Origin of the sequence: Streptomyces sp. NPDC002032, assembly GCF_042890765.1 — a bacterium.
Classification (GTDB): domain Bacteria; phylum Actinomycetota; class Actinomycetes; order Streptomycetales; family Streptomycetaceae; genus Streptomyces.
The window spans coordinates 16,203-42,607 of sequence record NZ_JBIASM010000032.1 but is presented as its reverse complement, the minus strand read 5'-3'; the positions used below and the strand labels follow the sequence as shown (position 1 = coordinate 42,607).

Here is a 26,405-nt window from a genome sequence, read left to right as displayed (position 1 = left end):
ACGCCACCCCCGCTCCCCCACTGGTTCACCTTCCGTTTCCCCCCTCACGCCCGGCCGGACCTCCGGCCGGGCGTCCGTCGTTTTCCGGCCGCCCCCGGCACGGCCCGATGACCTGGCAGCCCCCGTCGGCGCAAGGCATAGTCCAGACGGCTGCGATCGGAACTGGCCGGGCCCCGCGTCCACTTGAGGGACATATTCCGACCCGGACGCCGTGCTCACGGCGGCTGCGCGCGGTCGGGCTTGCCCGTTCAAGGGGAACACGATGACTCGAAGTGTGCTGATCACCGGGGGCTCCGGTGGTATCGGCCGGGCCTGTGTGCAGAGGTTCGCGGCGGAAGAGGACTGGACGGTCTGGTTCACCTACCGCAACGGCCGGGAGCGGGCCGAGGAACTGGTGCGGGAGATGGCGCTCACCGGCCGCGCCAAGGTGGAGGCGTTCCCCTTCAGCCAGGGCGACTGGGAGGACCACGAGCTGCTGCTCGACCGGCTGCCGGGGCCGGTGGACATCCTGGTGAACAACGCCGCCGTCGGCTCCAAGACCATCGACGACTACACCGACGGCCCGCCGCAGGACAAGGCCGCGGCCTTCCTGCAGATCAACGCGGTCGGTCCGCTGTGGCTGATCGAGCAGGTGCTGCCCGGCATGCTGGAACGCGGTTTCGGGAAGATCATCAACATCTCCAGCGTGGGCGGCGGGATCTTCCAGTTCCCGGGCTTCCACCCCGCCGACGGGATGAGCAAGGCCGCCCTCACCTACCTGACCCGGCACTACGCCGCCGAGCTGGTGCACACCCCGGTGCAGGTCTTCGCCCTGTGCCCCGGGGCCGTGGAGACCACGATGTTCCGGGCCAGCACCCTGGACAAGCTCTCGGAGCAGGAGCGCTCGGCCCTCACCTCACGGCTGCCCCAGGGCCGGATGATCGAGTCCCGGGAGATCGCGGAGCAGGTGCGGTGGCTGGCGGGCGAGCACGCCGCCGCCCTGCACGGCGCCGTGATCGACGCCTCGATGGGGCTGGGCGTCCACCCGGGCCTGCTCACCGGCGTCGACGTGGACGGGGGCGGGCGCTGATGGTCTCCCGCCAGGCGGCCCGGCTCCTCGCCGACACCCCCGCCATCGCCGAGGCCCACTTCCGGGCCGAGGCCGAGCCCTACGACGCGCGCCTGCGCCCCGAGGGCTACCTCAACCTGGGCACCGCGGAGAACCGCCTCCTGTGGGACCTGCTCGAAGAGCGGCTGGCCTCGCTGGCCGCAGCGGACCCGATGACCGAGGCGACGGCCCGCTACGCCCCGCTCCACGGCACCGGCGTCCTGCGCGAGCGCGTCGCCGGCCTGCTCTCGGCGACCTGCCGCACGCCGCTCGACGCGGACGACCTGGTGGTCATCAGCGGGGCGACCGGGGCGCTGGACGCCATCGCCTCCGTCCTGTGCGATCCGGGCGAGGCGATCGTGGTGCCCGCCCCCTACTACGGGGCCTTCGACACCGATCTCGGCGGCCGCTCCGGCGCCCGGATCCTGCCCGCCCCGCTGGACCCGGCGGACGGGTTCCGGCTGACGGCCGAGGCGGTCGAGCGGGCCCTGAAGCAGGCCGCCGCGGAGGGGATCACGGTCCGCGCGGTGGCCCTGTCCTCCCCCTCGAACCCGGTCGGAGAGGTGCACGGGCCCGAGGTGCTCGCCGCTGTGCTGCGCGTGGCGCGGGACCACGACGTGGACGTGATCTCCGACGAGATCTACGCCCACGCCGTCTTCGGCCCGCACGCCTTCACCAGCGCCGCCGACCCGGCGGTCAACCCGCACTGGGCCGCGCGCACCCATGTGGTGTGGGGCTTCGCGAAGGACTTCGGGCTGCCCGGTCTGAAGACGGGCGTCCTGCACACCCGCGATCCCGATGTGCTGGCCGCGGCGCGGGCCGTGGCGTACTTCGCGCCCGTCTCCACCGCCACCCAGCACACCCTCGCCGGCCTGCTGGCCGATCCGGCGTGGGTGGCCTCCTTCCTCGCGGCGGGCCGCCGCAGGCTCGGGGACTCGTACGGGCACCTGGTGGCGCTGCTGGACGCGCACGGGATCCCGTACGCACCGGCAGGGGCGGGGTTCTCCGTCTGGCTCGACCTGCGGCGGTGGCTGCCCGGCACCGGCTTCGACGCGGAGCGGCGGCTGTGGCGGGGCCTGTTCGAGACGGCGAAGGTCAGCATCCTGCCGGGCGGGGCGTTCCGCTCGCCCGAGCCGGGCTGGTTCCGGCTGTGCCACACCGTCGCGGCCCCGCTGGTCGCGGAGGCGGTCCGCCGGATCGCCGCACACCTGGAGGGGGAGCACGGCGCGCGCCCCCTCGACGACCCCTCGAACGGAAGGCACCCATGAGCACCGCCCCCGGTCCGCTCGACCGCTGGTACGAGAACGCAGGCGTGCGGGGCGGCGTACGGAGGATGTTCGACGCCGAGACGGAGCGCGGCCGGGTCTTCTTCCCGGACGCCCTGGTCCCGCACCTGGCCCACCCCGAGGTGAAGGCGCTGGCTCCGGAGCGGGTCCGGGAGGTCTCCGTACGGCACCTGTACCAGTTCCTGCACTCGACGACGCACCTGGAGACCAGGGTGGTGAACGGGGCCGCCGAGCCCGTCGCCAACGGCAACTCCGGGCTGCACTTCCCCACCGCGCTGCGGATGGACGCCTTCAAGGTGTACTGCGACGAGGGCTACCACGCCCTCTACAGCCTGGACCTGGCCGACCAGATCGCGGCCGCGACCGGGATCGCGGTGCCCGAGGTCGACTACGGCGGTTTCGTCACGGCCCTCCAGGAGAGCGGGCGGCGGCTGCTGCCCGAGGACCCGGTGCTGGCCGGCCAGCTCCAGGCGGTGGTCTTCGAGACGCTGATCACGGCGGTGCTGGGCGAGGTGCCGCAGGATCCGACGGTGGTTAGCACGGTCCGCGAGCTGATGCGCGACCACGCCAAGGACGAGGGGCGCCACCACCGCTTCTTCTCCGCGTTCTTCCTGGAGCTGTGGGCCCGGCTCGACCCGCGCCGCCGGGGTCTGGCGGCCCGCGCGCTGCCCGCGATGATCCGTGCGGCCCTGGACTGGGACCTGGAGCCGGTGCGGGTGTCGCTGCGGCTGGCGGGCCTGGACGAGGACCGCACCGAGGCGGTCCTCGTGGACAGCTACGGCGGCGGGGCCGGGCTGGACCGCATCCAGACGATCTCCCGTTCCACCCTGCGGCTGTGCGCCCAGGTCGGCGCGTTCGACCTGCCCGGTGCCACGGACGCCTTTGCCGCCCACGGACTGCGCGCCCCGGAGGAGAGCGATGTCTGAGCCCGAGCCCGTCACGTACGAGAACTACCTGCGCCTTCCCGAGCTGCTGTCGCTCCAGGTGCCGCTGGCCGACGGGGTGGCCGACGAGCTGCTGTTCATCGCCGTCCACCAGGTGCAGGAGCTGTGGTTCGGGCAGCTGCTGCGCGACCTGTCCGACGCGCGCGAGCGGATGCTGGAGGGCGACGCGCGCGCGGCGCGGGCCCGGCTGACGCGCGGGGTGGCGGTCACGCGGGCGCTGATCGCGGGGATCCATCCGCTGCGCGGCATGCCGCCGCGGGAGTTCCACGCCTTCCGCGGGGTGCTGGGCAGCAGCAGCGGCGCGCAGTCGGCGCAGTACGTGGAGATCGCGGCGCTGTGCGGGGCGGACTGGGTGCGCGGGGAGTACGGGGCCCGGGTGATCGCGGGGCTGGGCGCGCGGGAGCGGGAGCGGCTGCGCGGGCGGCTGGCGGAGCCGACGCTGTGGGAGGCGTACGTGGGGCTGCTGGCCAAGGCCGGGTTCGCGGTGGGGAGCCCCGAGGAGCGGCGGGAGGCGTTCGGGCGGCTCGCGGCGGAGCCGCGGGACGGTGACCCGGCGGAGTTCGCGGAGCTGTGGGAGCTGTCGGAGGCGCTGGTGGACCACGACGAGATCTGGACCGAGTGGCGGGCCTGCCACGCGCTGCTGGTGGAACGGCAGATCGGCGGGCGCCCGGGGACCGGGGGCAGCAGCGGGGTGGCCCACCTGCGGGCGGCGGTGTACCGGCGGTTCTACCCGGAGCTGTGGGAGGCCCGCGACGCGGGGCTGCCGGCCCTGGCGGGGCGGTGACGGACCCGGCCGGGCGGTGGCGGACCCGGCCGGGCCCGTCACGGCGTGCGGGGGCCCGGGGCGCTCCGGCCCCGGGCTCCGTACGGCCGTGCGGCGGGGTGCGCGCGGCGGGGTCAGTGCTCCTTGGGCGTCCAGAAGTCCAGCAGCGTGCCCACCCCGGGCTCGACGGACTTCCACGTTCCGGTGAAGGAGACGACGGCCAGCGCGGCGGTCGGGAAGCCCGTGCGCGACATCCGGGTCAGGGTGTCGCCCTCCGCGCGCCCGGCGAGTACGTCGGCGAGGGCGTGCATGCCGGGGTTGTGGCCGATGAGGAGGAGGTTCGCCACCTCGTCGGGGGTCTCGTTCAGCAGGGCGATGAGCTCGCCCGGGGAGGCGTCGTAGATCCGCTCCTCGTACGAGGTCCTCGGCCGGTGCGGCAGTTCCTGGACGGCGAGTTTCCACGTCTCCCGGGTGCGGGCGGCGGTGGAGCAGAGGGCCAGGTCGAAGGCGATCCCGGTCTCGGCGAGCTTGAGCCCGGCGGCCGGCGCGTCCTTGCGGCCGCGTTCCGCCAGCGGGCGGTCGTGGTCGGCCACCTCGGGCCAGTCGGCCTTGGCGTGCCGGAGAAGGGCGATCCTGCGGGGCGTATCGGCGCTCATGGCTCCCAGCTTCGCATGAAACGCGCCACGGGGCGCAGGGTGTTGAGGGGCCCGGACCGGGCCGGGGGGCGTGTCCCGGCGCGTACGGTCAGCCGGCCGCGCGCAGCAGTTCCCGGCTCATCTGGAGGAGTCCGGGGCTCTCGCCGGCGGCGGCGTGGGCCTGGCCCGAGCCGGCGAGGAGCAGCAGCAGGAGGCCGAAGGCGAGCGCGGGCAGGGCGAGGGTCCACCAGTGCAGCCGGGCGTTGGCTCCGGCGTGGGCCACGGGGCGGCGGCGGATGGGCGGGGTGTGCGTGGGGGCCGACATGGCCGCCTCCGGGGGTGTGCGCTGGGACGGGCTCGCTCTGCTTCGAATCTAAGGATCCGAGGCGGCGTTTCCCATCGGGGGCACACCCCAGTCGACCCTGAACCTGGCCCCCTAGGGGATGGGGGGCTAACCCCACCATCGGCCTGCGGGGGCCGGTCCGGGGCGGCGGGTCAGGGGGAGGCGAGCGTGGCGATGACGGCGATGACGACGGTCACGAGCAGCATCGCGCCGAGCACGAGGCCCAGCTTCTTGTGGCCGTTCTGGGGGTTCGGTTCGAGTACGGGCGACATGCCGGTCAGTCTCGCATGCCGCATTCGTCCTCGATCGTGCGGTCCCGGCCCGCGAGGACGCCGAGGGCGATCTGGGGGACGAGCAGGGCGGCCATCACGGTGAGCGGCAGGTCCCAGCCGCCGCTGTGCTGGTAGAGGGTGCCGATGAGGAGCGGTCCGGGGATGGAGATCAGGTAGCCGGTGCTCTGGGCGAAGGCGGAGAGCCTGACGACCCCGGCCGGGGACTTGGCGCGCAGTCCGATCATGGTGATGACCAGCGGGAACGCGCAGTTGGAGATGCCGAGCAGCAGGGCCCAGGCCCAGGCTCCGGCGGCGGGTGCGAGATAGAGCCCGAGGTAGCCGGCGAAGCCGAACAGGCCGAGGGTGACGGCGATGGGGCCCTGGTGGCGCATGCGTCCGGCGAGGCGGGGGATGACGAAGGCCAGCGGGACGCCCATGACCATGGTGACGGCGAGCAGCACGCCGGCGGTGGAGGCGGAGACTCCGGCGTCGCGGAAGATCTGCGGGAGCCAGCCCATGGTGACGTAGGCGCCGGTGGCCTGGAGGCCGAAGTAGCAGGCGAGCGCCCATGCGGTGCGGCTGCGCAGGACGGAGGGGCCCGCGTCCTCGCGGGCGGCGGTGGCGGGCGCGGCGGCCTTCGCGCGGCGGCTCGCGGCGGCGATGGGCAGCCAGGGCAGTACGGCGGCCAGCGCGAGGACGGCCCAGATCAGCAGGCCGGTGCGCCAGCTGCCGCCGAGGGCGGAGGTCAGCGGGACGGTCGCGGCGGCGGCGAGGGAGGTGCCGGCGGCCAGGGCCATCGAGTAGAGCCCGGTCATGGTGCCGACGCGGTCGGGGAACCAGCGCTTGACGATGACCGGCAGCAGCACGTTGGTCAGGGCTATGCCGGCCAGGGACAGCGCGCTGGCCGCGAGGAAGGCGGCGGCGCTGTCGGCGAAGGGGCGGATCAGCAGGCCCGCGGCGACGGCGGCCATGCCGGCGCAGACGACGGCGGCGGGGCCGAAGCGGCGTGAGAGGCGGGGCGCGGTGACGCCGAAGACGGCGAAGCAGAGGGCGGGGACGGAGGTGATGAGCCCGGCGACGGTGCCGCTCATGTGGAGGCCGGTGCGGGTCTCCTCGAAGAGGGCGCCGAGGCTGGTGATGGCGGGACGCAGGTTGAGGGCGGCCAGCACGATTCCGACGATGAGCACCGGGCCGAGCCACTTGGGGGCGACGTGCGCGGAAGCGGGGAGCGGACGGCGGTCGGGGGTGTGCACGGCCGCGGGGCGGTTCATGGTCTGGATATCTTCGTCGGACATTGAACCATCATAGAATCATGGGATGATTGGTTGTCCAGTCGTTCCACCGCCCCAGTCACCGCCCCAGTCACCGCCCCAGTCACCGCCCCAGCCAACCCCAGCCACCACTCCAGCAGAGCCACAAGAGAGGGTCGCGCGCCCATGCCGCTGACTTCGCCCCGGCGATCCGCGCTCGTCGATCAGGTGATCGCCCAGCTCCGGAACCAGATCACCTCCGGGGAGTGGCCGGTGGGGGGCCGGATCCCGACCGAGCCCGAGCTGGTCGAGCTGATGGGCGTGGCCCGCAACACGGTGCGGGAGGCGGTCCGCGCGCTGGCGCACAACGGACTGCTGGACATCCGCCAGGGTTCGGGCACCTACGTGATCGCCACCAGTGAGCTGGCCGGGGTGATGCACCGCCGTTTCTCCGGGGCCGACCCCCGGCACATCGCGGAGCTGCGTTCGACGATGGAGTCGGCGGCGGCCCGGCTGGCCGCGGAGCGGCGCACAGAGCGGGACCTCGTACAGCTGGACGCGCTGCTGGCGCGGCGCGAGGAGGCGTGGGCGAGCGGGGACACGGAACTGTTCGTCGGGGCCGACGTCGCCCTGCACATGGCGGTGGTGACGGCCTCGCACAACGACGTGCTGATCGAGCTGTACGCGGACCTGGGCGACCTGGTGGCGGACTGGCTGCGGGCGGACGTCGGCGCCGTGCTGGATCCGGCCGACCACCTGGACCACGCCCGTCTGATCGAGGCGATCCGGCGCGGGGACGGGGAGGCGGCGGCCTCGGAGGCGGCGGGCTACCCGTACGTGTGCCTCGGCGAGGGCCGCCGCTGATCCGCCTCAGGGCCGCTGGTGGCTCACCCAGGCCGTGCGGACCTCTTTCCAGCAGCGCCCGGTGAGCCGGACCCGGCCGGCCGGGTCCAGGGGCACGGCGGCGCTGTCGGCGTCCAGGTCCCACCAGCGGTCGCACTCCACGTGCAGGCGCAGCAGGTCGGTCTCGGGGTAGCCGTTGTGGCAGCGCGCGATCACCTGCGAGCCGTCGATCTCGGTGTCGCAGTCGGCGCCGAAGAGTTCCCGGGGGACGGCCGGGGCGGGCCGTACGGGTGGCTCGGCGGGGATGTCGGCGAGGTCCACGACGGCCAGGGCGGCGGATTCGGGGTCCACCGCGGGCTGCCGCGTGCCGGGGCGCGGGGTGGCCCCGGGGATCAGGAGTGCGGTCAGGACCACTGAGGTGACCAGCAGCGATACCGCTCGGCTCGGCCTCGCGCGCACGCCAGTACCTCCTCCCCGAAGCAGCCGGGAAGATCCCGACGTGGCCAGTTTGCAGGCATCTGTCCCGGTTTTCGACTCGGGAAGATCCGGTCGGACAGCGGAAATCTGATCGAACGACACCCCGCCTCCCCTGTTCCGGAGCGCGAAAACGGCGGTGGCCGCGCCTCCCGGAAAAGGAGGCGCGGCCACCGCCGTACGGATGCGGGTGCCGGTCAGGCGCCCATCGCGTGCAGGCCGCCGTCGACGTGGACGATCTCGCCCGTGGTCTTCGGGAACCAGTCCGACAGCAGGGCGACGACGCCCCGGCCCGCCGGCTCCGGGTCGCTCATGTCCCACTCCAGCATGGAGCGGGAGTTCCAGACCTCCGCCAGGTCACTGAAACCGGGGATGGACTTCGCGGCCATCGAGCCGATCGGACCGGCCGAGACCAGGTTGCAGCGGATGTTCTCCTTGCCCAGGTCGCGGGCGAGGTAACGGCTGGTGGCCTCCAGCGCGGCCTTGGCCGGGCCCATCCAGTCGTACTGCGGCCAGGCGAACTGCGCGTCGAAGGTGAGGCCGACGACGGCCGCGCCCTCGTGCGGGAACAGCGGCTTGCAGGCCATGGTCAGCGACTTCAGCGAGAACGCCGAGACGTGCATGGCCGTGGCCACCGACTCGAACGGGGTGTTGAGGAAGTTGCCGCCCAGGGCGTCCTGCGGCGCGAAGCCGATGGAGTGGACGACGCCGTCGAGGCCGCCCAGCTCGTCGCGGACGAGGCCCTCCAGGCGGGCCAGGTGCTCGTCGTTGGTGACGTCGAGCTCGATGACCTTCGCGGGCTTGGGGAGCTTGCGCGCGATGCGCTCGGTCAGCGTCGGCCGCGGGAAGGCGGTGAGGATGACCTCGGCGCCCTGCTCCTGGGCCAGCCGGGCGGTGTGGAAGGCGATGGAGGACTCCATCAGCACCCCGGTGATGAGGATGCGCTTGCCGTCGAGAATTCCGCTCATGGTGATCAGTGACCCATGCCCAATCCGCCGTCAACGGGAATGACGGCTCCTGTGATGTACGCGGCGTCGTCGGACGCCAGGAAGCTCACGGCCGCCGCGATCTCCTCGGGCTGCGCGTAACGGGCGAGCGGCACCTGGCCCACGATGGCGGCGCGCTGCTCGTCGGTGAGCACCTTCGTCATGTCGGTGTCCACGAAACCGGGGGCGACCACGTTGAAGGTGATGTTGCGGGAGCCCAGCTCGCGGGCGAGGGAGCGGGCGAAGCCCACCAGCGCGGCCTTCGAGGCGGCGTAGTTGGCCTGGCCGGCCGAGCCCATCAGGCCCACGACCGAGGAGATCAGGACGACGCGGCCCTTCTTCGCCCGGAGCATGCCGCGGTTGGCCCGCTTGACGACGCGGAAGGTGCCCGTGAGGTTGGTGTCGACCACGGAGGCGAAGTCCTCCTCGGACATGCGCATCAGCAGCGTGTCCTTGGTGACGCCGGCGTTGGCCACCAGCACCTCGACGTTGCCGTGCTTGGCCTCCACCTCCTTGTAGGCCTGCTCCACCTGCTCGGAGTCGGTGATGTCGCAGCGCACGGCCAGCACACCCAGCTCGGTGAGCTCCTGCGGCGGCTCTCCCGAGCGGTACGTGACCGCGACCTTGTCGCCGGCCTGCGCGAAGGCCCGGGCGATGGCGAGGCCGATGCCCCGGTTACCTCCGGTGACGAGAACCGAGCGGCTCAACGGATCACCCTTTCGCTAGCTGTCTGAATAGCAAAAACCTATAGGTCCGGCCGCGCATCCGGAGAATCGGGCTCCGACAGGGCCTTGCGACGCGCGCTGTCGAGTACCTACAGAAACGGGTATGCACCGGGGGGCCGATCGCGACATGATCGAGCCGACCTGCCCCGACCCCCGGAGGATTTCCGTGGCCCATTCCATCGACGCGGCCTTCACCGCGCTGCCCCTGCGGGCGCTCGCCGACGCGGCGCTCGCCCGGGCCCGCGCGCTGGGCGCCGACCATGCCGACTTCCGGCTCGAGCGGATCCGCAGCGCCTCCTGGCGCCTGCGCGACGCCAAGCCCTCCGGCGGCTCCGACACCACGGACCTCGGGTACGCGGTCCGCGTGGTGCACGGGGGCAGCTGGGGCTTCGCCTCCGGCGTCGACCTCACCATGGACGCCGCCGCCAAGGTGGCCTCACAGGCCGTGGCCATGGCGAAGCTGTCCGCCCAGGTGATCAAGGCCGCGGGCTCGGACGAGCGGGTCGAGCTGGCCGACGAGCCGGTGCACGCCGACAAGACCTGGATCTCCGCCTACGACGTGGACCCCTTCGCGGTGCCGGACACCGAGAAGGCGGCCCTGCTCGCCGACTGGAGCTCCCGGCTGCTGGCCGCCGAGGGCGTCGCGCACGTCGACGCCTCGCTGCTCGCCGTCCACGAGAACAAGTTCTACGCCGACACCGCGGGCACCTCCACCACGCAGCAGCGGGTGCGGATCCACCCGCAGCTCACCGCCGTCGCCGTGAACGCCACCACCGGCGAGTTCGACTCGATGCGCACCATCGCCCCGCCGGCCGGACGCGGCTGGGAGTACCTGACGGGCACCGGCTGGGACTGGAACTCCGAGCTGGAGGAGATCCCCGGCCTGCTCGCCGAGAAGATGCGGGCGCCGAGCGTCGAGGCCGGGCGCTACGACCTGGTCGTGCACCCGTCCAACCTGTGGCTGACCATCCACGAGTCCATCGGCCACGCCACCGAGCTCGACCGGGCGCTGGGCTACGAGGCGGCGTACGCGGGAACCTCCTTCGCCACCTTCGACCAGCTCGGCAAGCTCAAGTACGGCTCCTCGATCATGAACGTGACCGGTGACCGCACGGCCGAGCACGGCCTGGCCACGATCGGCTACGACGACGAGGGCGTCGAGGCGCAGAGCTGGGACCTCGTCAAGGACGGCACCCTGGCCGGCTACCAGCTGGACCGGCGGATCGCCAGGCTCACCGGTCTGGGGCGCTCCAACGGCTGCGCGTACGCCGACTCCCCCGGCCACGTGCCCGTCCAGCGGATGGCGAACGTCTCCCTCCAGCCGGATCCGGGCGGCCTGTCCACCGAGGACCTGATCGGCGGGGTGGAGCGCGGGATCTACGTGGTCGGGGACCGCTCCTGGTCGATCGACATGCAGCGCTACAACTTCCAGTTCACGCAGCAACGGGCCTACCGGATCGAGAACGGCCGGCTGGCCGGGCAGCTGCGCGACGTGGCCTACCAGGCCACGACGACCGACTTCTGGGGCTCGATGGAGAAGGTCGGCGGCCCGCAGACCTACGTCCTGGGCGGCGCCTTCAACTGCGGGAAGGCCCAGCCGGGCCAGGTCGCGGCGGTCTCCCACGGCTGCCCGTCCGCCCTGTTCCGCGACGTGAACATCTTGAACACCACGCAGGAGGCCGGACGCTGATGTCGACCCGAACCACGCCGCACGAGATCGTCGAGCGCGCCCTGGAGCTGTCCGCCGCCGACGGCTGCGTCGTCATCGCGGACGAGGAGTCCAGCGCCAACCTGCGCTGGGCGGGCAACGCGCTCACCACCAACGGCGTCACCCGCGGGCGCACCCTGACGGTCATCGCCACCGTCGACGGCAAGGAGGGCACGGCCTCGGGGGTCGTCTCGCGCTCCGCCGTCACGGCCGCGGACCTGGAACCGCTGGTACGGGCCGCCGAGGCGGCCGCGCGCGGGGCCGGTCCCGCCGAGGACGCCCAGCCGCTGGTGACCGGGACCCCGGCCTCGCCGGACTTCACCGACGGCCCCGCCGAGACCTCCTCGGCGGTGTTCGCGGACTTCGCCCCGGCGCTCGGCGAGGCCTTCGCCCGGGCCCGGGCCGGCGGGCGGGAGCTGTACGGCTTCGCCCAGCACGAGATGGTCTCCACGTACGTCGGCACCTCGACCGGGCTGCGGCTGCGCCACGACCAGCCGGGCGGCACCCTGGAGCTGAACGCGAAGTCCCCGGACCGCTCGCGCTCGGCCTGGGCCGGCCGGGCCACCCGGGACTTCAAGGACGTGGACCCCACCGTGCTGGACGCGGAGCTCGCCGTACGGCTCGGCTGGGCGGAACGCAGGATCGAGCTGCCGGCCGGGCGGTACGAGACGCTGCTGCCGCCCACGGCCGTGGCGGACCTGCTGATCTACCAGATGTGGTCGGCGGCGGCCCGGGACGCGACGGAGGGCCGCACGGTCTTCTCCAAGCCCGGCGGCGGCACCCGCATCGGCGAGCGGCTGTCCCCGCTGCCGCTGACCCTGCGCAGCGACCCGCACACGCCGGGCCTGGAGTCGGCGCCCTTCGTGATCGCGCACAGCTCCGGCGACGACGCCTCGGTGTTCGACAACGGCCTGCCGGTCCCGGCGACGGAGTGGATCAGCGGCGGCGAGCTGGCCCGGCTCACCACCACCCGGCACAGCGCGGCCCTGACCGGGCTGCCGCTCTCCCCCGGCTTCGGCAACCTCGTCCTGGACGGGGGCGGGGACAAGTCGCTGGAGGAGATGGTGGCGGGCACCGAACGGGGCCTGCTGCTGACCTGCCTCTGGTACATCCGCGAGGTCGACCCGGCCACCCTGCTGCTGACGGGCCTGACCCGGGACGGGGTCTACCTGGTGGAGAACGGGCAGGTCACGGGCGAGGTCAACAACTTCCGGTTCAACGAGTCCCCGGTGGACCTGCTGTCGCGGGCCACCGAGGCCGGCCGGACCGAGAAGACCCTGCCGCGTGAGTGGGGGGACTGGTTCACGCGGGCCGCGATGCCGGCGCTGCGGATCCCGGACTTCAACATGAGCTCGGTCAGCAAGGGCGTCTGACCCACCTAGACTGACCATGGCAATTTCAGACATCGAAGGAGTCGAGAGACCGTGACGGACATCGTCGACGAACTGAAGTGGCGCGGGCTCTTCGCCCAGTCCACCGACGAAGAAGCGCTGCGCAAGGCGTTCGCGGACGGTCCGGTCACCTTCTATTGCGGCTTCGACCCGACGGCGGCCTCGCTGCACGTGGGGCACCTGGTGCAGGTGCTCACCGTGCGCCGGCTCCAGCAGGCCGGTCACCGGCCGCTGGCGCTGGTCGGCGGGGCCACCGGTCAGATCGGTGACCCGCGCCCGACCGCCGAGCGCACGCTGAACGACCCGGAGACCATCGCCAACTGGGTCACCCGGCTGCGCTCGCAGATCGAGCCGTTCCTGTCCTTCGAGGGCGAGAACGCGGCGCTCATGGTGAACAACCTGGACTGGACGGCGGGCATGTCCGCCATCGAGTTCCTGCGGGACATCGGCAAGCACTTCCGGGTCAACAAGATGCTGACGAAGGACTCCGTCGCCAAGCGGCTGGAGTCCGACCAGGGCATCAGCTACACCGAGTTCAGCTACCAGCTGCTCCAGGGCATGGACTTCCTGGAGCTGTACCGCCGCTACGGCTGCACCCTCCAGCAGGGCGGCTCGGACCAGTGGGGCAACCTGACGGCCGGGCTCGACCTGATCCACCGGGTGGAGCCGGACGCGCACGTCCACGCGATGGCCACCCCGCTGATGGTCAAGGCGGACGGCACCAAGTTCGGCAAGTCCGAGAGCGGCGCCGTCTGGCTGGACCCGGAGATGACGACCCCGTACGCGTTCTACCAGTTCTGGCTGAACGTGGACGACCGGGACATCTCCACCTACATGCGGATCCTGTCCTTCAAGTCCCGCGCGGAACTGGAGGAGCTGGAGGCGCAGACCGCCGAGCGGCCGCAGGCGCGTGCCGCGCAGCGGGCGCTCGCGGAGGAGCTGACCACGCTGGTGCACGGCGCCGCCCAGTGCGTCGCCGTGATCGCCGCGTCGAAGGCGCTGTTCGGCCAGGGCGAGCTGGCGGAGCTGGACGAGGCCACCCTGGCCGCGGCCCTCTCCGAGCTGCCGCAGGCACGGGTCGCCGAGCCCGGCCTGGTGGTGGACCTGCTCGCGGAGACCGGCCTGGTCGCCAGCAAGTCCGCCGCCCGCCGGACCGTGAAGGAGGGCGGTGCCTACGTGAACAACGTGAAGGTCACCGCCGAGGACGCGGTCCCCGCCGCGGAGGAACTGCTGCACGGCCGCTGGCTCGTGCTGCGGCGCGGCAAGAAGAACCTGGCGGCGGTCGAGGTCACCGGCGCCTGACGGCACGGCAGGACGGCCGCCGCGCGGCGGCCGGTACGACGAGGGGCCGGTGCGGACACGACGTCCGCAGCGGCCCCTTCGGCGTGCGCGGCGCTACACGGTGCGGCGTCTGCTGCCCCACAGCGCCATGTAAGCCATGTCGCCGAGCCCGACGATCAGGACCGCGCCGGCCAGTTGCAGCAGGTGCCTGATCCAGTCGATGCCCCGCGTGTCCTCGACGCCGATCCACCGCGACACGGCATTGCCGAGGAGGGCTCCGACGATGCCGAAGAGGGTGGTCAGCCACAGGGGCTGGTGCTGCTTGCCCGGCAGGATGGCCCGGGCTATGAGGCCCAGCACGAAACCGACGATGATCGCCCACAACCATTGCATGTCGAGCCTCCTCGTGGCGCGTTGTGCGCATGTGGGCCCAGTCTCGGCCCGTCCGGGCCCCCGCGCATGTCGGATGGCCCATCGGAGGGACACCCCCTGCTCCTCACCGGCGCGGGGGCGGCGTACGGTGGGAGGGTCGCGGGCCGGGGCGTGCCCGGCGGGTGGATCGGGTGGTGGAACATGGAGCGGTCGAAGCGGAACGGGGCCGAGGTCTTCCGGATCACCGGGGCGCGGATGAGCCTCGCCGAGGACGTGCGCGGACGCCAGCGCCGGTACGTGATCTCGATGGCGATCCGTACCCTGTCGGTCGTCGCCACGGTCGTGCTGTGGAACGTGGAACGCCATGTGGCGATGGTGACGCTGGCCGCCGGTCTCCTGCTGCCCTACATCGCGGTGGTCATCGCGAACGCCGGCCGCGAGTCGACGCCCTCGCTGCCGTCGCACTTCGTACCGGCCCCTGTGCGCCCCGCACTGGAGGCGGGAAACCTCAGTAAAAGCTCAGATCAATCATGAAGTTCCGGTGCACCCCGGCGGGTCCTGCGTGACATACTGCCTACGCGCTCCGCATCCCCCGTCGGAGCGACGGACCGACGCCGGGCAGCTCCCCCCGTGGCTGCCCGGCGTCGCCCTTCCGTTTGTAGGGTTGAGGCCGTGAACTCCCCTGACTTCTTCTCCGGGCCCGGCTCCGAGATCGACTCCCCCACCTGTTCCGCCAAGGGCTGCCGTGCCCCGGCGGAGTGGGTCCTGGCGTGGAACAACCCGAAGCTGCACGCGCCGGAGCGGCGCAAGACGTGGCTGGCGTGCGAGGAACACCGCGAGCACCTGGCCGGCTTCCTGGGCGTGCGCGGGTTCCTCAAGGACGTCGTGAAGCTCGACGAGTGGGTCCAGCCGGAGGGCTCGGAGCGCGGCTGAGCGCGCGGGCACCTCGGGTACGCGGTCCAGCGGGCACGGGGTCACGCGGGGCGCCGGGCCGACCGACGGCCCGGCCCGGCCGTTCAGCCGCCGATCGCCGACATGGGGCGGTCGGGCTGGAGGAAGGACGGGTCGTCGAGACCGGAACCGGCCTTCTTCCCCCACATCGCCACCTTCCACAGCCGGGCGATCTCCTCGTCCGGGGCGCCCGAGCGCAGGGCGGCGCGCAGGTCCGACTCCTCGGTGGCGAACAGGCAGGTACGGATCTGGCCGTCGGCCGTGAGCCGCGTACGGTCACAGGCCCCGCAGAAGGGGCGGGTGACGGAGGCGATGACCCCGACGGTGGCCGGGCCGCCGTCGACCACCCAGCGCTCGGCGGGAGCGGAGCCGCGCTCCTCGGAGCCCTCCTCGGTGAGGGTGAAGCGGGTGCGCAGGGACTGGAGGATGTCCCCGGCGGTGATCATGCCGTCGCGCTTCCAGCCGTGCTGGGCGTCGAGGGGCATCTGCTCGATGAAGCGGAGCTCGTACTCGTTCTCCACCGCCCAGGCGAGCAGGTCGGGGGCCTCGTCGGCGTTCAGCCCGGGCATCAGCACGGCGTTGACCTTGACCGGGGTCAGACCGGCCGCGCGGGCGGCCGCCATGCCGTCGACGACGTCGCGGTGGCGGTCGCGGCGGGTGAGGGTCTTGAAGACCTCGGGGCGCAGCGTGTCCAGCGAAACGTTTACCCGGTCCAGGCCGGCGGCCTTGAGCGCCTGTGCGGTGCGCTTGAGGCCGATGCCGTTGGTGGTCAGGGACATCCGGGGGCGCGGCTCCAGGGCCGCGCACTGCTCGACGATCCCGACCAGGCCGGGCCGCAGCAGCGGCTCGCCGCCGGTGAAGCGGACCTCGGTGATCCCGAGCCGGGTGACGGCGATGCGGACCAGCCGGACGATCTCGTCGTCGCTCAGCAGGTCGGACTTGCCGAGCCACTGCAGGCCCTCCTCGGGCATGCAGTAAGTGCAGCGCAGATTGCACCGGTCGGTGAGTGAGACGCGCAGGTCAGTGGCCACGCGGCCGTAGGTGTCGAGAAGCACTGTGGGCCCCCTCCCTGTCCGGATCCGTAAAGCTTGGCGCCGTCGCGGGTACGCGGGAGCGCTGCTTTCGAGCCTACGCGACGGGCGTCGCCCGCAGGGGGGCCCAAAGGAACGAGACGCGGCGCGGCCGCGTCGTAGAGAAGTACGACGCGGCCACGCTGGGTGTTCGGCGGATCTCAGTGAGCGCCTGTTCCGGTGAGGGAACGGACCTCCAGCTCGGCGAACTTCTGGGGGTCGGCCTTCTCCTTGGACAGTACGGTTCCCAGCCATCCCAGCAGGAACCCGAGGGGGATGGAGACGATCCCCGGGTTCTCCAGGGGGAACCAGTGGAAGTCGACGCCCTTGAACATCGAGGTCTTCTCGTTGCCGGAGACCACGGGCGAGAACAGGACCAGGACCACCGAGGAGACGAGGCCGCCGTAGATGGACCAGAGGGCGCCGCGGGTGGTGAAGCGCTTCCAGAAGAGGCTGTAGAGGATCGTCGGCAGGTTCGCCGAGGCCGCTACGGCGAAGGCGAGGGCCACCAGGCCGGCGATGTTGATGTCCCGGGCGAGCGCGCCGAGGACGATGGCGACGGCGCCGATCACGACGGTGGACCAGCGGGCCGCCCGTACCTCTTCCTTCTCGGTGGCCTCGCCCTTGCGGATCACGTTCACGTAGATGTCGTGCGCGAAGGACGAGGAGGAGGCGAGGGTGAGGCCGGCGACCACCGCGAGGATCGTCGCGAAGGCGACCGCGGAGATCACGGCGAGCAGGACCGCGCCGCCCGTGGAGTCGGCGCCGCCGCCGACGGCCTGGGCCAGCAGCGGGGCGGCGGTGTTGCCGGACGGGTTGGAGTCGGTGATCTCCTTGGGGCTGAGCAGGGCGGCGGCGCCGAAGCCGAGCGCGATCGTCATCAGGTAGAAGGCGCCGATGATGCCGATGGCCCAGTTCACGGACTTCCGGGCGGCCTTCGCGGTGGGCACGGTGTAGAAGCGGATCAGGATGTGCGGCAGGCCGGCGGTGCCGAGGACCAGGGCGAGGCCCAGCGAGAGGAAGTCCAGCTTCGAGGTGCCGGTGAGGCCGTATTTGAGACCCGGTTCCAGGAAGGAGGCGCCCTTGCCGCTGTTCTCGGCGGCCTTGCCGAGCAGGGCGGAGACGTTGAAGTGGAACTTCCACAGCACCAGGAAGGTGATGAGCAGGGCGCCCGCGATGAGCAGGACGGCCTTGACCATCTGGACCCAGGTGGTGCCCTTCATGCCGCCGATGGTCACGTAGAGGATCATCAGCACGCCGACCAGGGCGACGATCCCGATCTGGCCGCCGTCGCTGGTGATGCCGAGCAGCAGGGAGACCAGTACGCCCGCGCCTGCCATCTGCGCGAGCAGGTAGAAGATCGAGACGACGATGGTGGAGATGCCGGCGGCGGTCCGGACGGGCCGCTGGCGCATCCGGTACGCGAGGACGTCGCCCATCGTGTAGCGGCCGGAGTTGCGCAGCGGCTCGGCGACGAGCAGCAGGGCCACCAGCCACGCGACCAGGAAGCCGATGGAGTACAGGAAGCCGTCGTAGCCCTTGAGGGCGATGACTCCGGCGATGCCGAGGAAGGACGCGGCGGACATGTAGTCGCCGGAGATGGCCAGGCCGTTCTGGAAGCCGGTGAACTGGCGGCCGCCCGCGTAGAAGTCGGCGGCGCCCTTGGTCTGGCGGCCGGCCCAGATCGTGATGACCAGGGTGGCCGCGACGAACAGCCCGAAGAGGGTGAGGATGATCGGGCGGTGCTCGCCGGCTCCGGCGGCGACCGTCAGGTGCGTGAGGGCGCTCATGCTCCGGCCTCCAGGCGTGCCTTGATGGCCTCGGCCTTGGGGTCGAGGCGGGTGGCGGCGTGGCGCGAGTACCACCAGGCGATGAGGAAGGTCGTCGCGAACTGGGCGAGGCCGAGCACCAGGGCGACGTTGATGTTGCCGAAGAGCTTGGTCCCCATGAAGCCGCCCGCGTAGTTGCACAGCAGGACGTAGAGCAGGTACCAGGCGATGAAGGCCACGGTGAGCGGGAAGGCGAAGGAGCGGTAGGAGCCGCGCAGTTCGGCGAACTCGGGGCTCTGCTGCGCGGCCGCGAGCTGCTCGGCCGTGGGGCTCGCCGGTGACGTTTCCGCGCCGCCCTGCGGGGGCGCTGCTTCGGTGGTCACGGGGGGTTCTCCTTGTGACGCGGGTGCGGTGGGGACGGACGGCAAGACGACCTCCGTGTGTGGGGGGAGAGGTGCTGATCCCCCCTGTCAACGGCACGGCTCGCGTCTCGGGACGGTTCAACACCCGTTGTTTCTTTGACGGTTCTCTTTTCGAACGACTGATTTCCCGAACGGATGGCGCGGAAGGGAACGTCAGCGCTAGGTTCGCGTGTCATGAACCCGTCCGACGCAACCGCGTGCGGACGGCTTTTTGACGGATGATGTGGAGAACCCATGGCTCATCTGGGACACGGCCGCCGGCGGGTCCTCGCCGTTCCGGTCGGCCTCGCGCTCACGGCCTCGCTCGCCTTCCTGCCCTCGGTGGCGGCCTCGGCCGCGCCGCTCGGCAACACGGCGGGCCCGGCGACGGCCGCGAAGGCCGCCACCGCGGGCCCGAAGCTGTCGTACGTGGCGAACCTGACCGCGTACGGGACGGTCCAGCAGGCCGCGAAGGCCGTCGAGCGGGCCGGCGGGACGGTGGTGACGTCCTACGAGCAGATCGGGGTCGTCGTCGCGCACTCCCAGAACCCGGACTTCGCCAAGCTGCTGCGGGCCCAGCGCAGCCTCTTCGTGTCGGTGGGCGCCACCCGGACGACCCCCCTCCAGACGGTGCAGACCACCGAGGAGGGCACGACCCAGAAGCTGAGCGCGGCGGACGCGGCGAAGGCGGCGGCCCAGGCGGCGCCGGGGCAGGAGCCCCTGGAGTCGAACCAGTGGGACCTGCGGGCGATCAAGGCCGATCAGGCGCACAAGATCAACGAGGGCAGCCCGGACGTCACCGTGGGCGTCATAGACACCGGTGTCGACGACACCCACCCCGATCTGACCGCCAACTTCTCCAAGGGCCAGTCCGCCAACTGCGTCGGGGGCGTCGCCGACACCACCGACGGCGCCTGGCGCCCGTACCCGGACGGCTCCGACCACGGCACGCACGTGGCGGGCACCATCGCCGCGCCGCGCAACGGCATCGGCGTCAGCGGTGTGGCGCCGGGGGTGAAGGTCGCGGGCATCAAGGTGAGCGAGCCCGGGACCAGCCTGTTCTTCACCGAGGCGGTCGTCTGCGGCTTCATGTTCGCCGCCGAGAAGGGGATCGAGGTGACGAACAACAGCTACTACGTCGACCCGTGGATGTTCAACTGCAAGTCGGACGACGACCAGAAGGCGCTGGTGGAGTCCCTCGCCCGGGCCACCAAGTACGCGGAGCGCAAGGGCGTCCTGAACGTGGCCGCCGCGGGCAACGAGGATTTCGACCTGGCCGCCGACTCCCTCGTCGACACGAGCAGCCCGGACGACGCCACCCCCGTCCCGCGCACCATCGACCCGAAGACCTGCCTGGACCTGCCGGCGCAGCTGCCCGGTGTGGTCACGGTCAGCGCGACCGGTGACAAGGGCTTCCGTTCGTACTACTCCAGCTACGGGCTCGGCGTCGTCGACGTCGCCGCCCCCGGCGGCGACAAGTGGCAGATCCCGGCCACGCCCGACGCCAACGGCCGGGTGCTGTCCACCCTTCCGGGCGGCGGCTACGGCTACAAGCAGGGCACCTCGATGGCGACCCCGCACGTGGCGGGCGTCGCGGCGCTGATCAAGAGCGCGCACCCGTGGGCCACGCCCTCGCAGGTCCAGGCGATGCTCAAGGCCCAGGCCACGAAGACGGCCTGCCCGGACAAGATCTACGACAACACCGGCAACCTGATCGACGCCGCCACCTGCAAGGCCAAGTGGGGCCAGACCGGTTACTACGGCTCGGGCGTGATCGACGCGCTCAAGGCCGTCAAGTGACGGAGGGCAGGGCCGGGCACTGACGACGGACGGGCCGGGCGGGGAGTCCCCCGCCCGGCCCGTCCGCGTACGCCGGGGCTCAGGGCTTGATCAGGACCTTGAGGGCGCTGCGGTCGTCCATCGCCCGGTAGCCGTCCGGGACCTCGTCCAGGGACACGGCGCGGTCGAAGACGGGCGAGGGGTCGATGGCCCCGCTCAGCACGTCCTCCAGCAGCTCGGGGATGTACGCGCGGACCGGTGCCACGCCGCCGCGCAGGGTGATGTTGCGGTCGAACATCACGCCGAGGTCGAGGCCGGTGCCGCTGCCGTGCGGGACGCCGACGTAGCCGATGGCCCCGCCGTCGCGGGTGATGTTCACGGCGGTGCGCATGGACTGCTCGGTGCCGACGGCCTCGATGACGGCGTGCGCGCCCTGGCCGCCGGTCAGTTCGCGGACGGCCGCCTCGGCCGCCTCGCCGCGCTCGGCGACCACGTCGGTGGCGCCGAACAGCTTGGCGATGTCGGTACGGACGCTGTGCCGGCCCAGGGCGATGATCCGGTCGGCGCCGAGCCGCTTGGCGGCCAGGACGCCGCACAGCCCGACCGCCCCGTCGCCGACGACGGCGACGGTGGAGCCCTTGCGGACGCCCGCGCCGAGGGCGGCGTGGTGGCCGGTGCCCATGACGTCGGAGAGGGCCAGCAGCCCGGTCAGCAGGTGGTCGTCGGAGACGGCCTCCGCCGGGAGCTTGACCAGGGTGCCGTCGGCGTGCGGGACGCGGACGGCCTCGCCCTGGCCGCCGTCGTGGCCGACCGAGCCCCAGAAGCCCCCGTGCACGCAGGAGGTGTACAGGCCCTCGGAGCAGTAGTCGCAGGTGCCGTCGGACCACATGAAGGGGGCCACGACGAGGTCGCCGGCGCGCAGGCCGGAGACGGCGGAGCCGGTCTCCTCGACGACGCCGAGGAACTCGTGCCCGATGCGCTGGCCGGGCTGGCGCGCGGCCTCGCCGCGGTAGGCCCACAGGTCGCTGCCGCAGATGCAGGCGCGCAGCACGCGGACGACGGCGTCCTCGGGGCGCTGGATCGCAGCGTCGGGCACCTCCTCCACGCGGATGTCGTTCGGGGCGTGGATGACGGTGGCGCGCATGGTGGTGCAGCCCTCCGGAGGAGATTGATTCAGTCTTGTATGACTTCCCTACGGTACGCCTGCGCCGGAGCGAGCGCGCCCACGGCCAGCAGGTACTGGGCCGCGAGGTAGGTGGCCATGATCCAGAAGTCGGGGCGGGGCAGCTGGGGCCAGTCGGCGACCCCGGTGGCGATCAGGGTGTCGGACAGCAGGAACAGCGCCCCGCCGACGGCGGCGGTGCGGCCGAGCGCGCCGGAACGGTAGGCCATGGCGGTGAGCAGCAGGCTGTACCCGGCGACCGGGACGCGCAGGCCGGGCGGCAGGTCGCCCCAGAGCAGCGCGACGGTCCCGGTGAGCGCGAGGGCGTACGCGGCCCCGAGCGCGGGGCCGGTCCGGCTCCGGCCCCGGCGGAAGAGCACGAGGTAGCAGACGTGCCCGGCGGCGAAGGAGCCCATGCCGACGAGGAAGGCGGGGTCGGCGTCGAAGAGCAGCGCGAGGTCCCCGCCCCAGCCGAACAGCAGGGCGGCGACCAGCGGGCGGGGCGCGCCGCGGGTGACGACGTGGGCCACCAGCAGCGGCATCAGCAGCGGTTTGGCGATGACGTGCCCGAGGTGCCAGCCGGCCAGCAGCGCGCCGAGGTCGGCGGCGGCGGCCACGGCGAACGCGCCGAGCAGCAGGCGGCCGGCCCCGGTGGCCGCGGGACGGGCCGCGGCGGGCGGCGTACGGGACCCGGCGACGCTCACGCGGCCCGCTCCGGCGCGGACACGGGAGCCGGGGCGGCGGGCGCGGCGGCGGACTCGGCGGCGGGCGCGGGCGGGGCGGGGGACTCTCCGACGGGCGCGGGCGGGGCGGGGGACTCTCCGACGGGCGCGGCGGCGGCCGCCGGGGCGGCGGGCTGCCAGCCGGGGCCGCGGAAGACCCGCCCGGCGCGCTCGCGCCAGCTGCCTGCGGCGCGCACGTCGCGCGCGATGGCGGCGTACTCGTGCGTGGCCACGCGCAGCGGGTTGTGGGTGGCGATGTTCTTGGTGAGCCCGTAGACGGGCCGCTCCGTCTCCCCCACCCAGGACCCGAACATCCGGTCCCAGACGATCAGGATGCCGCCGAAGTTGCGGTCCAGGTAGCCGCCCTGGGAGGCGTGGTGGACGCGGTGGTGCGAGGGGGTGTTGAACACGTACTCGTAGGGGCGCGGCAGCTTCCCGATGCGCTCGGTGTGGACCCAGAACTGGTACAGCAGGTTGATGCCGTAGCAGAACGGGATCGCGGCCGGGTGCACCCCGAGGGCGACCATCGGCAGGTAGAACCACCAGGTGGTCGCACTGGTCCAGGGCTGGCGCAGGGCGGTGGTGAGGTTGAACCGCTTGCTGCTGTGGTGCACGACGTGGCAGGCCCACAGGATGCGGATGACGTGGTGCAGCCGGTGCTGCCAGTAGTAGAGGAAGTCCTGCGCGAGCAGCATCAGCAGGGCGGTCCACCACAGGAACGGCACGCGCAGCGGCGTCAGTTCGTAGACCGCGGTGAAGACGGCGACGACCGGGATCTTCCAGAGCAGGTCGAAGCCGATGCTGCCGAGGCCCATGGTGACGCTCGTGACGGCGTCCCTGGTGTCGTACCCGGCGGCGTCCTCGTCGGGACGCAGCCGGTAGCTCACCACCTCGATGACGGTGAGCAGCACGAAGGCAGGTATGGACCACAGCACGACATCGGGCAGGTTCGGCATGTCCCGCACCATAGAGGCGCCCCAGGGGGCTCCGCTAGAGGTTGTTACCGATCGGTATCCGACGAAGTTACCGCCGGTACCCGCGATACTGACGGACTCGGGCGGGGAGGCCATGTGACGGGGTTCGAGACGGTTCTCTTACGGGTGGCGGGCACGGCGGCGAGCGCCGTCGTCAAGTCCTTCCTGGCACGGACCCCGGGGGCGGGCCTGGCGCCCGATCCGGCCCCGCCCGGCCGGCGCTGGCTCAGGCCCCCGGCGGAACTGCGCGACCCCGAGGTGCGCCGGCTCACCGAGACCCTCGCCGGACGGCTCGGCGCGGTCTCGGCGGCGCTGCCGGAGAACGAGCGGCTCGCCGCGGTGGACGCCGTCGGGGACGCCTTCGCCGCCCTGGGCGCCCTGGACATGGACACCCTGCTCGGCCTGGACCTCTCGCCCGGGGCCCTCGCCGAGCACGTGCTGGCCCACACCCCGCCGGCCGGGCTGAGCGGCGCCGCGCAGGCCCTGTACCGGGAACTGGTCGCCCAGAGCTGCGCGCACGCGGTGGAACACATGACGGGCCTGCCGGCCTTCGCGCCGAGGGCCGGGGTCGAACTCCTGCGGCGCAGCGGCGCGCTGGCCCGGGCGGTGAAGGAGCTCAAGGAGGCACCGAGCGGCGCGGCCCACGCCTTCGAGGAGCGGTACGCCCAGTACATGGCCGGCGCCCACGGCCGGCTCCAGCTCTTCGGCGTCACCCTGAGCCGTTCCCGGCAGGAATGGCCCCTGGACGTGGCCTACATCGGCCTCGCGGTGAGCGGGGAACAGCTGCTGCCCGGAAACCCCGCCTCCCACCGCACGGTCCGCCGGGCCGACGAGGCGCTGGCCTCGGCCGAGCGCACGCTGCTGCGCGGCCCCGCCGGTTCCGGCAAGAGCACCCTCGTGCAGTGGCTGGCCGTCAACGCCGCCCGGCGCTCCTTCACCGGCGGCCTCGCCCCCTGGAACGCCTGCGTGCCGTTCGTCCTGCGGCTGCGCTCCTTCACCACCACCGAACGCCTGCCGACGCCGGCGGAGTTCCTGCCCGAATCCGGGGTCCCGCTGACCGCTCCGACGGGCTGGGCCGAGGACCTGATGCGCGAAGGACGGGCCCTGGTCCTGGTGGACGGGGTGGACGAGGTCCCGCTGCGCCTGCGCGGACGCACCCAGGTATGGCTGCGCGGCCTGATCTCCGCCTTCCCCAAAGCCCGTTACGTGGTGACCACCCGCCCCTCGGCAGTGCCCGAGGACTGGCTCGCGGGCCAGTCCTTCACCGCCCGTTCCCTGCTGCCCATGGAACGGGAGGACATCGGCTCCTTCATCGGGCACTGGCACGCCGCCGCCCGCGCCGAATGCGCCGACGACGCCCAGCGCGCGGACGTCGACGCGTACGAGGCCTCCCTGCGCGAGGCCGTGGGCGCCCGCCGCGACCTGGGCAAACTGGCCGCCAACCCGCTGATGTGCGCCCTGCTCTGCGCGCTCAACCGGGACCGTCGCATGCAGCTGCCCCGGGCCCGCAAGGAGCTGTACGACGCCGCCCTGGAGATGCTGCTCGTACGGCGGGACGCCGAGCGGGAGATCACCGGGGTGGAGGGGGTCCGGCTCACCCGCGACGAACAGACCCTGCTGCTCCAGCGGCTGGCGTACTGGCTCATCCGCAACGGGCAGACCGAGGCCGACTGCGACGAGGCCGTGGAGCTGGTGGAGGAGTGGCTGGACTCCATGGTCCAGGTCCGGGCCCAGGGCACCGCGGCCGAGGTCTTCAGCCACCTCCTGATCCGCAGCGGTCTGCTGCGCGAACCCGTCCCCGGCACGGTCCACTTCGTGCACCGGACCTTCCAGGACTACCTCGGGGCCAAGGCCGCGGTGGAGGCCCGCGACCTGGGCGTGCTGGTGCGCAACGCCCACGACGACACCTGGGACGACGTGGTGCGGATGGCCGTGGGGCACGCCCGTCCCGACGAGCGGGCCACCCTGCTGCGCCGGATCCTGGGCCGGGCGGACAAGGTGCGCAAGTACCGGGGCCGGCTGGTCCTGCTGGCCGCCGCCTGCCTGGAGCACGCGCCGGAGCTGGACCCGGCGGTGCGCCACGAGGTCGAGCGCCGCACGGCCGAACTCCTGCCGCCGCGCAGCGCCGCGCAGGCGGAGGAGCTGGCGAAGGCGGGACCGCTGGTGCTGGAGCTGCTGACGGAACCGCTGTTCCTGGAAGAGGACGCGGCGGCGGCCACGGTACGGACGGCCACCCTCATCGGCGGGGACCAGGCGGTGGAACTGCTGGCCCGGTTCCGCCCCGACGACCGGTACAAGGTGCGGTGCGAGCTGGCCGACGGCTGGGACCGCTTCGAGCAGGTGCGGGAGTACGCGGACGCCGTGCTGGCCCGCACCCGGCTGGACGACGTCCAGCTGTGGGCGCGCACCCCCGCCCAGCTCGCGGCGCTCCCCCGGCTGACCGGGCTCCGGCGGATCGGCCTGACCGGGGGCCGGGGCCTGCCGCCGGAGGTGCGGGCCCTGCGGGAGCTGGAGAACCTCGTGCTCCTCCAGAGCTCCCTGACGGACCTGTCCGGCCTCACGGTGTTCGAGGGGCTGAAGTACCTGGGCCTGTACGACTGCCAGCGGATCGCGTTCCTCGACCCGCTGACCGCGCTGCGGTCCCTGGAGAGCCTCACGCTCGTCAACGCCCCCGAGCGGCTGGGCCTGGCCCCGCTGGCCCGCATGGAGGCGCTGACGTACCTGTTCCTGAACTACCCGGTGCCCGGCACCGACCGGGTCTCCGACCTGCCGGCGCCCCCGGGGCTGAAGCACCTGCACCTGCACCCGCGCGCCTCGCACCTGGCCCTCGACGACATCGGCCGCTGGCCGGGACTGAGGTGGCTGACCTTCTCCGGCCCCGAGCGGACGGCCGAGTTCCTGGCCCTGGCCGATCCGTCCGCCCTCAAGGGGCTTCAGATCGTCGGCGCGGAGGTCGGCCCCGAGGTGCCGCTGCGCTGTCCCGGCCTCGAAATGCTGGCCCTGAGCGACTGCGCCTTCCCGCAGGGGCTGTCCGCGCTGCGGGAGCTGCCGCGGCTGACCCGGCTGTCCCTGCTCGGCGAGGGCGAGTACGACCTCACGCCCCTGGCCCGGATGCCCGGGCTCACGGTCCAGGTGGCAGGGAACGTGCGCGTGCACGGCGCCGACTCCCTCCCCCCGGAGCGGATCACCCGCCTGGCCTGACCCGGCGCGGCGGTCC

At 72.6% G+C, this 26,405-nt stretch carries 26 protein-coding genes; 12 read left to right on the top strand and 14 right to left on the bottom strand.

Annotation, left to right across the window (positions count from 1 at the left end; genetic code table 11):
* Positions 1 to 262 precede the first annotated feature (262 nt).
* Genes ACFYYT_RS35830 through ACFYYT_RS35815 form a run of 4 tightly spaced genes read left to right on the top strand, consistent with a single transcriptional unit; the run spans position 263 to position 4,101 of the window.
* A complete protein-coding gene (locus ACFYYT_RS35830) occupies positions 263 to 1,069 on the top strand; it encodes an SDR family oxidoreductase (RefSeq protein ID WP_351816193.1) in 807 nt (268 codons plus the stop codon).
* Positions 1,069 to 2,355 (top strand): aminotransferase class I/II-fold pyridoxal phosphate-dependent enzyme, encoded by a 1,287-nt coding sequence (locus ACFYYT_RS35825; protein ID WP_351816195.1) that lies wholly within the window; start codon positions 1,069 to 1,071, stop codon positions 2,353 to 2,355. Before ACFYYT_RS35830 ends, ACFYYT_RS35825 begins: the two co-directional genes overlap by 1 nt.
* Entirely contained in the window at positions 2,352 to 3,299 is a 948-nt protein-coding gene (locus ACFYYT_RS35820; RefSeq protein ID WP_351816198.1) for a diiron oxygenase, read from the top strand. Before ACFYYT_RS35825 ends, ACFYYT_RS35820 begins: the two co-directional genes overlap by 4 nt.
* Positions 3,292 to 4,101 carry a tryptophan 2,3-dioxygenase family protein gene (locus ACFYYT_RS35815; protein ID WP_351816200.1) on the top strand — a complete coding sequence of 270 codons (810 nt, stop codon included), beginning with the start codon at positions 3,292 to 3,294 and terminating at the stop codon, positions 4,099 to 4,101. The genes ACFYYT_RS35820 and ACFYYT_RS35815 overlap by 8 nt, the downstream gene beginning before the upstream one ends.
* A 113-nt stretch (positions 4,102 to 4,214) precedes the next feature.
* Here the strand turns inward: ACFYYT_RS35815 and ACFYYT_RS35810 are convergent, their stop codons facing one another.
* The 4 genes from ACFYYT_RS35810 to ACFYYT_RS35795 all read right to left on the bottom strand — a co-directional run bounded on the left by ACFYYT_RS35810 (position 4,215) and on the right by ACFYYT_RS35795 (position 6,625).
* Positions 4,215 to 4,736, bottom strand: a complete 522-nt coding sequence (locus tag ACFYYT_RS35810) for a histidine phosphatase family protein (protein WP_351816203.1) — start codon at positions 4,734 to 4,736, stop codon at positions 4,215 to 4,217.
* An 88-nt stretch (positions 4,737 to 4,824) separates the two neighbouring features.
* Complete coding sequence (locus tag ACFYYT_RS35805) at positions 4,825 to 5,040, bottom strand: hypothetical protein (protein WP_351816206.1); 216 nt, start codon at positions 5,038 to 5,040, stop codon at positions 4,825 to 4,827.
* 170 nt (positions 5,041 to 5,210) lie between these two features.
* Positions 5,211 to 5,330: an SGM_5486 family transporter-associated protein gene (locus ACFYYT_RS35800; RefSeq protein WP_351816207.1), complete on the bottom strand. Its 120-nt coding sequence runs from the start codon at positions 5,328 to 5,330 to the stop codon at positions 5,211 to 5,213.
* Positions 5,331 to 5,335: 5 nt separating this feature from the next.
* Complete coding sequence (locus ACFYYT_RS35795; RefSeq protein WP_351816210.1) at positions 5,336 to 6,625, bottom strand: MFS transporter; 1,290 nt, start codon at positions 6,623 to 6,625, stop codon at positions 5,336 to 5,338.
* 141 nt (positions 6,626 to 6,766) lie between these two features.
* On the opposite strand from ACFYYT_RS35795, the gene ACFYYT_RS35790 reads away from it, so the two are divergent.
* Positions 6,767 to 7,444, top strand: a complete 678-nt coding sequence (locus tag ACFYYT_RS35790) for an FCD domain-containing protein (RefSeq protein WP_351816213.1) — start codon at positions 6,767 to 6,769, stop codon at positions 7,442 to 7,444.
* Positions 7,445 to 7,450: 6 nt separating this feature from the next.
* On the opposite strand, the gene ACFYYT_RS35785 is transcribed toward ACFYYT_RS35790, so the two are convergent.
* From ACFYYT_RS35785 to fabG, 3 genes are all read right to left on the bottom strand, one after another.
* Positions 7,451 to 7,882, bottom strand: a complete 432-nt coding sequence (locus ACFYYT_RS35785) for a hypothetical protein (protein WP_388610628.1) — start codon at positions 7,880 to 7,882, stop codon at positions 7,451 to 7,453.
* A 212-nt stretch (positions 7,883 to 8,094) separates the two neighbouring features.
* Entirely contained in the window at positions 8,095 to 8,865 is a 771-nt protein-coding gene (gene fabI / locus ACFYYT_RS35780; protein WP_351816216.1) for an enoyl-ACP reductase FabI, read from the bottom strand.
* Between the two features lie 5 nt (positions 8,866 to 8,870).
* Positions 8,871 to 9,590 (bottom strand): 3-oxoacyl-[acyl-carrier-protein] reductase, encoded by a 720-nt coding sequence (gene fabG / locus ACFYYT_RS35775; RefSeq protein ID WP_351816219.1) that lies wholly within the window; start codon positions 9,588 to 9,590, stop codon positions 8,871 to 8,873.
* Positions 9,591 to 9,774: 184 nt separating this feature from the next.
* Here fabG and ACFYYT_RS35770 point away from each other — a divergent pair, with 184 nt between their 5' ends.
* The 3 genes from ACFYYT_RS35770 to tyrS are packed head-to-tail and all read left to right on the top strand — an operon-like array spanning position 9,775 to position 14,009.
* A complete protein-coding gene (locus ACFYYT_RS35770; RefSeq protein WP_351816222.1) occupies positions 9,775 to 11,298 on the top strand; it encodes a TldD/PmbA family protein in 1,524 nt (507 codons plus the stop codon).
* The gene (locus ACFYYT_RS35765; RefSeq protein WP_351816224.1) at positions 11,298 to 12,689 is read left to right on the top strand and encodes a metallopeptidase TldD-related protein; all 1,392 of its coding nucleotides are present in this window, start codon (positions 11,298 to 11,300) and stop codon (positions 12,687 to 12,689) included. Before ACFYYT_RS35770 ends, ACFYYT_RS35765 begins: the two co-directional genes overlap by 1 nt.
* Before the next feature lie 51 nt (positions 12,690 to 12,740).
* Entirely contained in the window at positions 12,741 to 14,009 is a 1,269-nt protein-coding gene (gene tyrS, locus ACFYYT_RS35760; protein WP_351816227.1) for a tyrosine--tRNA ligase, read from the top strand.
* 93 nt (positions 14,010 to 14,102) lie between these two features.
* Here the strand turns inward: tyrS and ACFYYT_RS35755 are convergent, their stop codons facing one another.
* Positions 14,103 to 14,381 carry a GlsB/YeaQ/YmgE family stress response membrane protein gene (locus ACFYYT_RS35755; protein WP_351816230.1) on the bottom strand — a complete coding sequence of 93 codons (279 nt, stop codon included), beginning with the start codon at positions 14,379 to 14,381 and terminating at the stop codon, positions 14,103 to 14,105.
* Positions 14,382 to 14,561: 180 nt separating this feature from the next.
* Between ACFYYT_RS35755 and ACFYYT_RS35750 the strand changes: the two genes are divergently transcribed.
* Positions 14,562 to 14,894, top strand: a complete 333-nt coding sequence (locus tag ACFYYT_RS35750) for a DUF3099 domain-containing protein (RefSeq protein ID WP_351816233.1) — start codon at positions 14,562 to 14,564, stop codon at positions 14,892 to 14,894.
* 138 nt (positions 14,895 to 15,032) lie between these two features.
* The gene (locus ACFYYT_RS35745) at positions 15,033 to 15,293 is read left to right on the top strand and encodes a hypothetical protein (RefSeq protein WP_351816236.1); all 261 of its coding nucleotides are present in this window, start codon (positions 15,033 to 15,035) and stop codon (positions 15,291 to 15,293) included.
* 83 nt (positions 15,294 to 15,376) lie between these two features.
* Here ACFYYT_RS35745 and moaA read toward each other — a convergent pair whose 3' ends face one another.
* The 3 genes from moaA to ACFYYT_RS35730 form a co-directional block, all read right to left on the bottom strand.
* Complete coding sequence (moaA, locus tag ACFYYT_RS35740) at positions 15,377 to 16,366, bottom strand: GTP 3',8-cyclase MoaA (protein ID WP_351816239.1); 990 nt, start codon at positions 16,364 to 16,366, stop codon at positions 15,377 to 15,379.
* Between the two features lie 176 nt (positions 16,367 to 16,542).
* Positions 16,543 to 18,171 carry a cation acetate symporter gene (locus ACFYYT_RS35735; RefSeq protein WP_351816242.1) on the bottom strand — a complete coding sequence of 543 codons (1,629 nt, stop codon included), beginning with the start codon at positions 18,169 to 18,171 and terminating at the stop codon, positions 16,543 to 16,545.
* Positions 18,168 to 18,533, bottom strand: coding sequence for a DUF485 domain-containing protein (locus tag ACFYYT_RS35730; RefSeq protein WP_351816244.1), 366 nt, complete (start codon positions 18,531 to 18,533; stop codon positions 18,168 to 18,170). The genes ACFYYT_RS35735 and ACFYYT_RS35730 overlap by 4 nt, the downstream gene beginning before the upstream one ends.
* A 273-nt stretch (positions 18,534 to 18,806) precedes the next feature.
* On the opposite strand from ACFYYT_RS35730, the gene ACFYYT_RS35725 reads away from it, so the two are divergent.
* On the top strand, positions 18,807 to 20,351 hold the full coding sequence (locus tag ACFYYT_RS35725) for a S8 family serine peptidase (RefSeq protein ID WP_351816247.1): 1,545 nt from the start codon (positions 18,807 to 18,809) through the stop codon (positions 20,349 to 20,351).
* Positions 20,352 to 20,430: 79 nt separating this feature from the next.
* Here the strand turns inward: ACFYYT_RS35725 and ACFYYT_RS35720 are convergent, their stop codons facing one another.
* Genes ACFYYT_RS35720 through ACFYYT_RS35710 form a run of 3 tightly spaced genes read right to left on the bottom strand, consistent with a single transcriptional unit; the run spans position 20,431 to position 23,170 of the window.
* Positions 20,431 to 21,474 (bottom strand): zinc-dependent alcohol dehydrogenase family protein, encoded by a 1,044-nt coding sequence (locus ACFYYT_RS35720; RefSeq protein ID WP_351816249.1) that lies wholly within the window; start codon positions 21,472 to 21,474, stop codon positions 20,431 to 20,433.
* A gap of 29 nt (positions 21,475 to 21,503) precedes the next feature.
* The gene (locus ACFYYT_RS35715) at positions 21,504 to 22,196 is read right to left on the bottom strand and encodes a lysoplasmalogenase (protein ID WP_351816252.1); all 693 of its coding nucleotides are present in this window, start codon (positions 22,194 to 22,196) and stop codon (positions 21,504 to 21,506) included.
* The gene (locus ACFYYT_RS35710) at positions 22,193 to 23,170 is read right to left on the bottom strand and encodes a sterol desaturase family protein (protein ID WP_351816254.1); all 978 of its coding nucleotides are present in this window, start codon (positions 23,168 to 23,170) and stop codon (positions 22,193 to 22,195) included. The genes ACFYYT_RS35715 and ACFYYT_RS35710 overlap by 4 nt, the downstream gene beginning before the upstream one ends.
* A gap of 114 nt (positions 23,171 to 23,284) precedes the next feature.
* On the opposite strand from ACFYYT_RS35710, the gene ACFYYT_RS35705 reads away from it, so the two are divergent.
* Complete coding sequence (locus tag ACFYYT_RS35705; RefSeq protein WP_351816256.1) at positions 23,285 to 26,389, top strand: NACHT domain-containing protein; 3,105 nt, start codon at positions 23,285 to 23,287, stop codon at positions 26,387 to 26,389.
* Positions 26,390 to 26,405 lie beyond the last annotated feature (16 nt).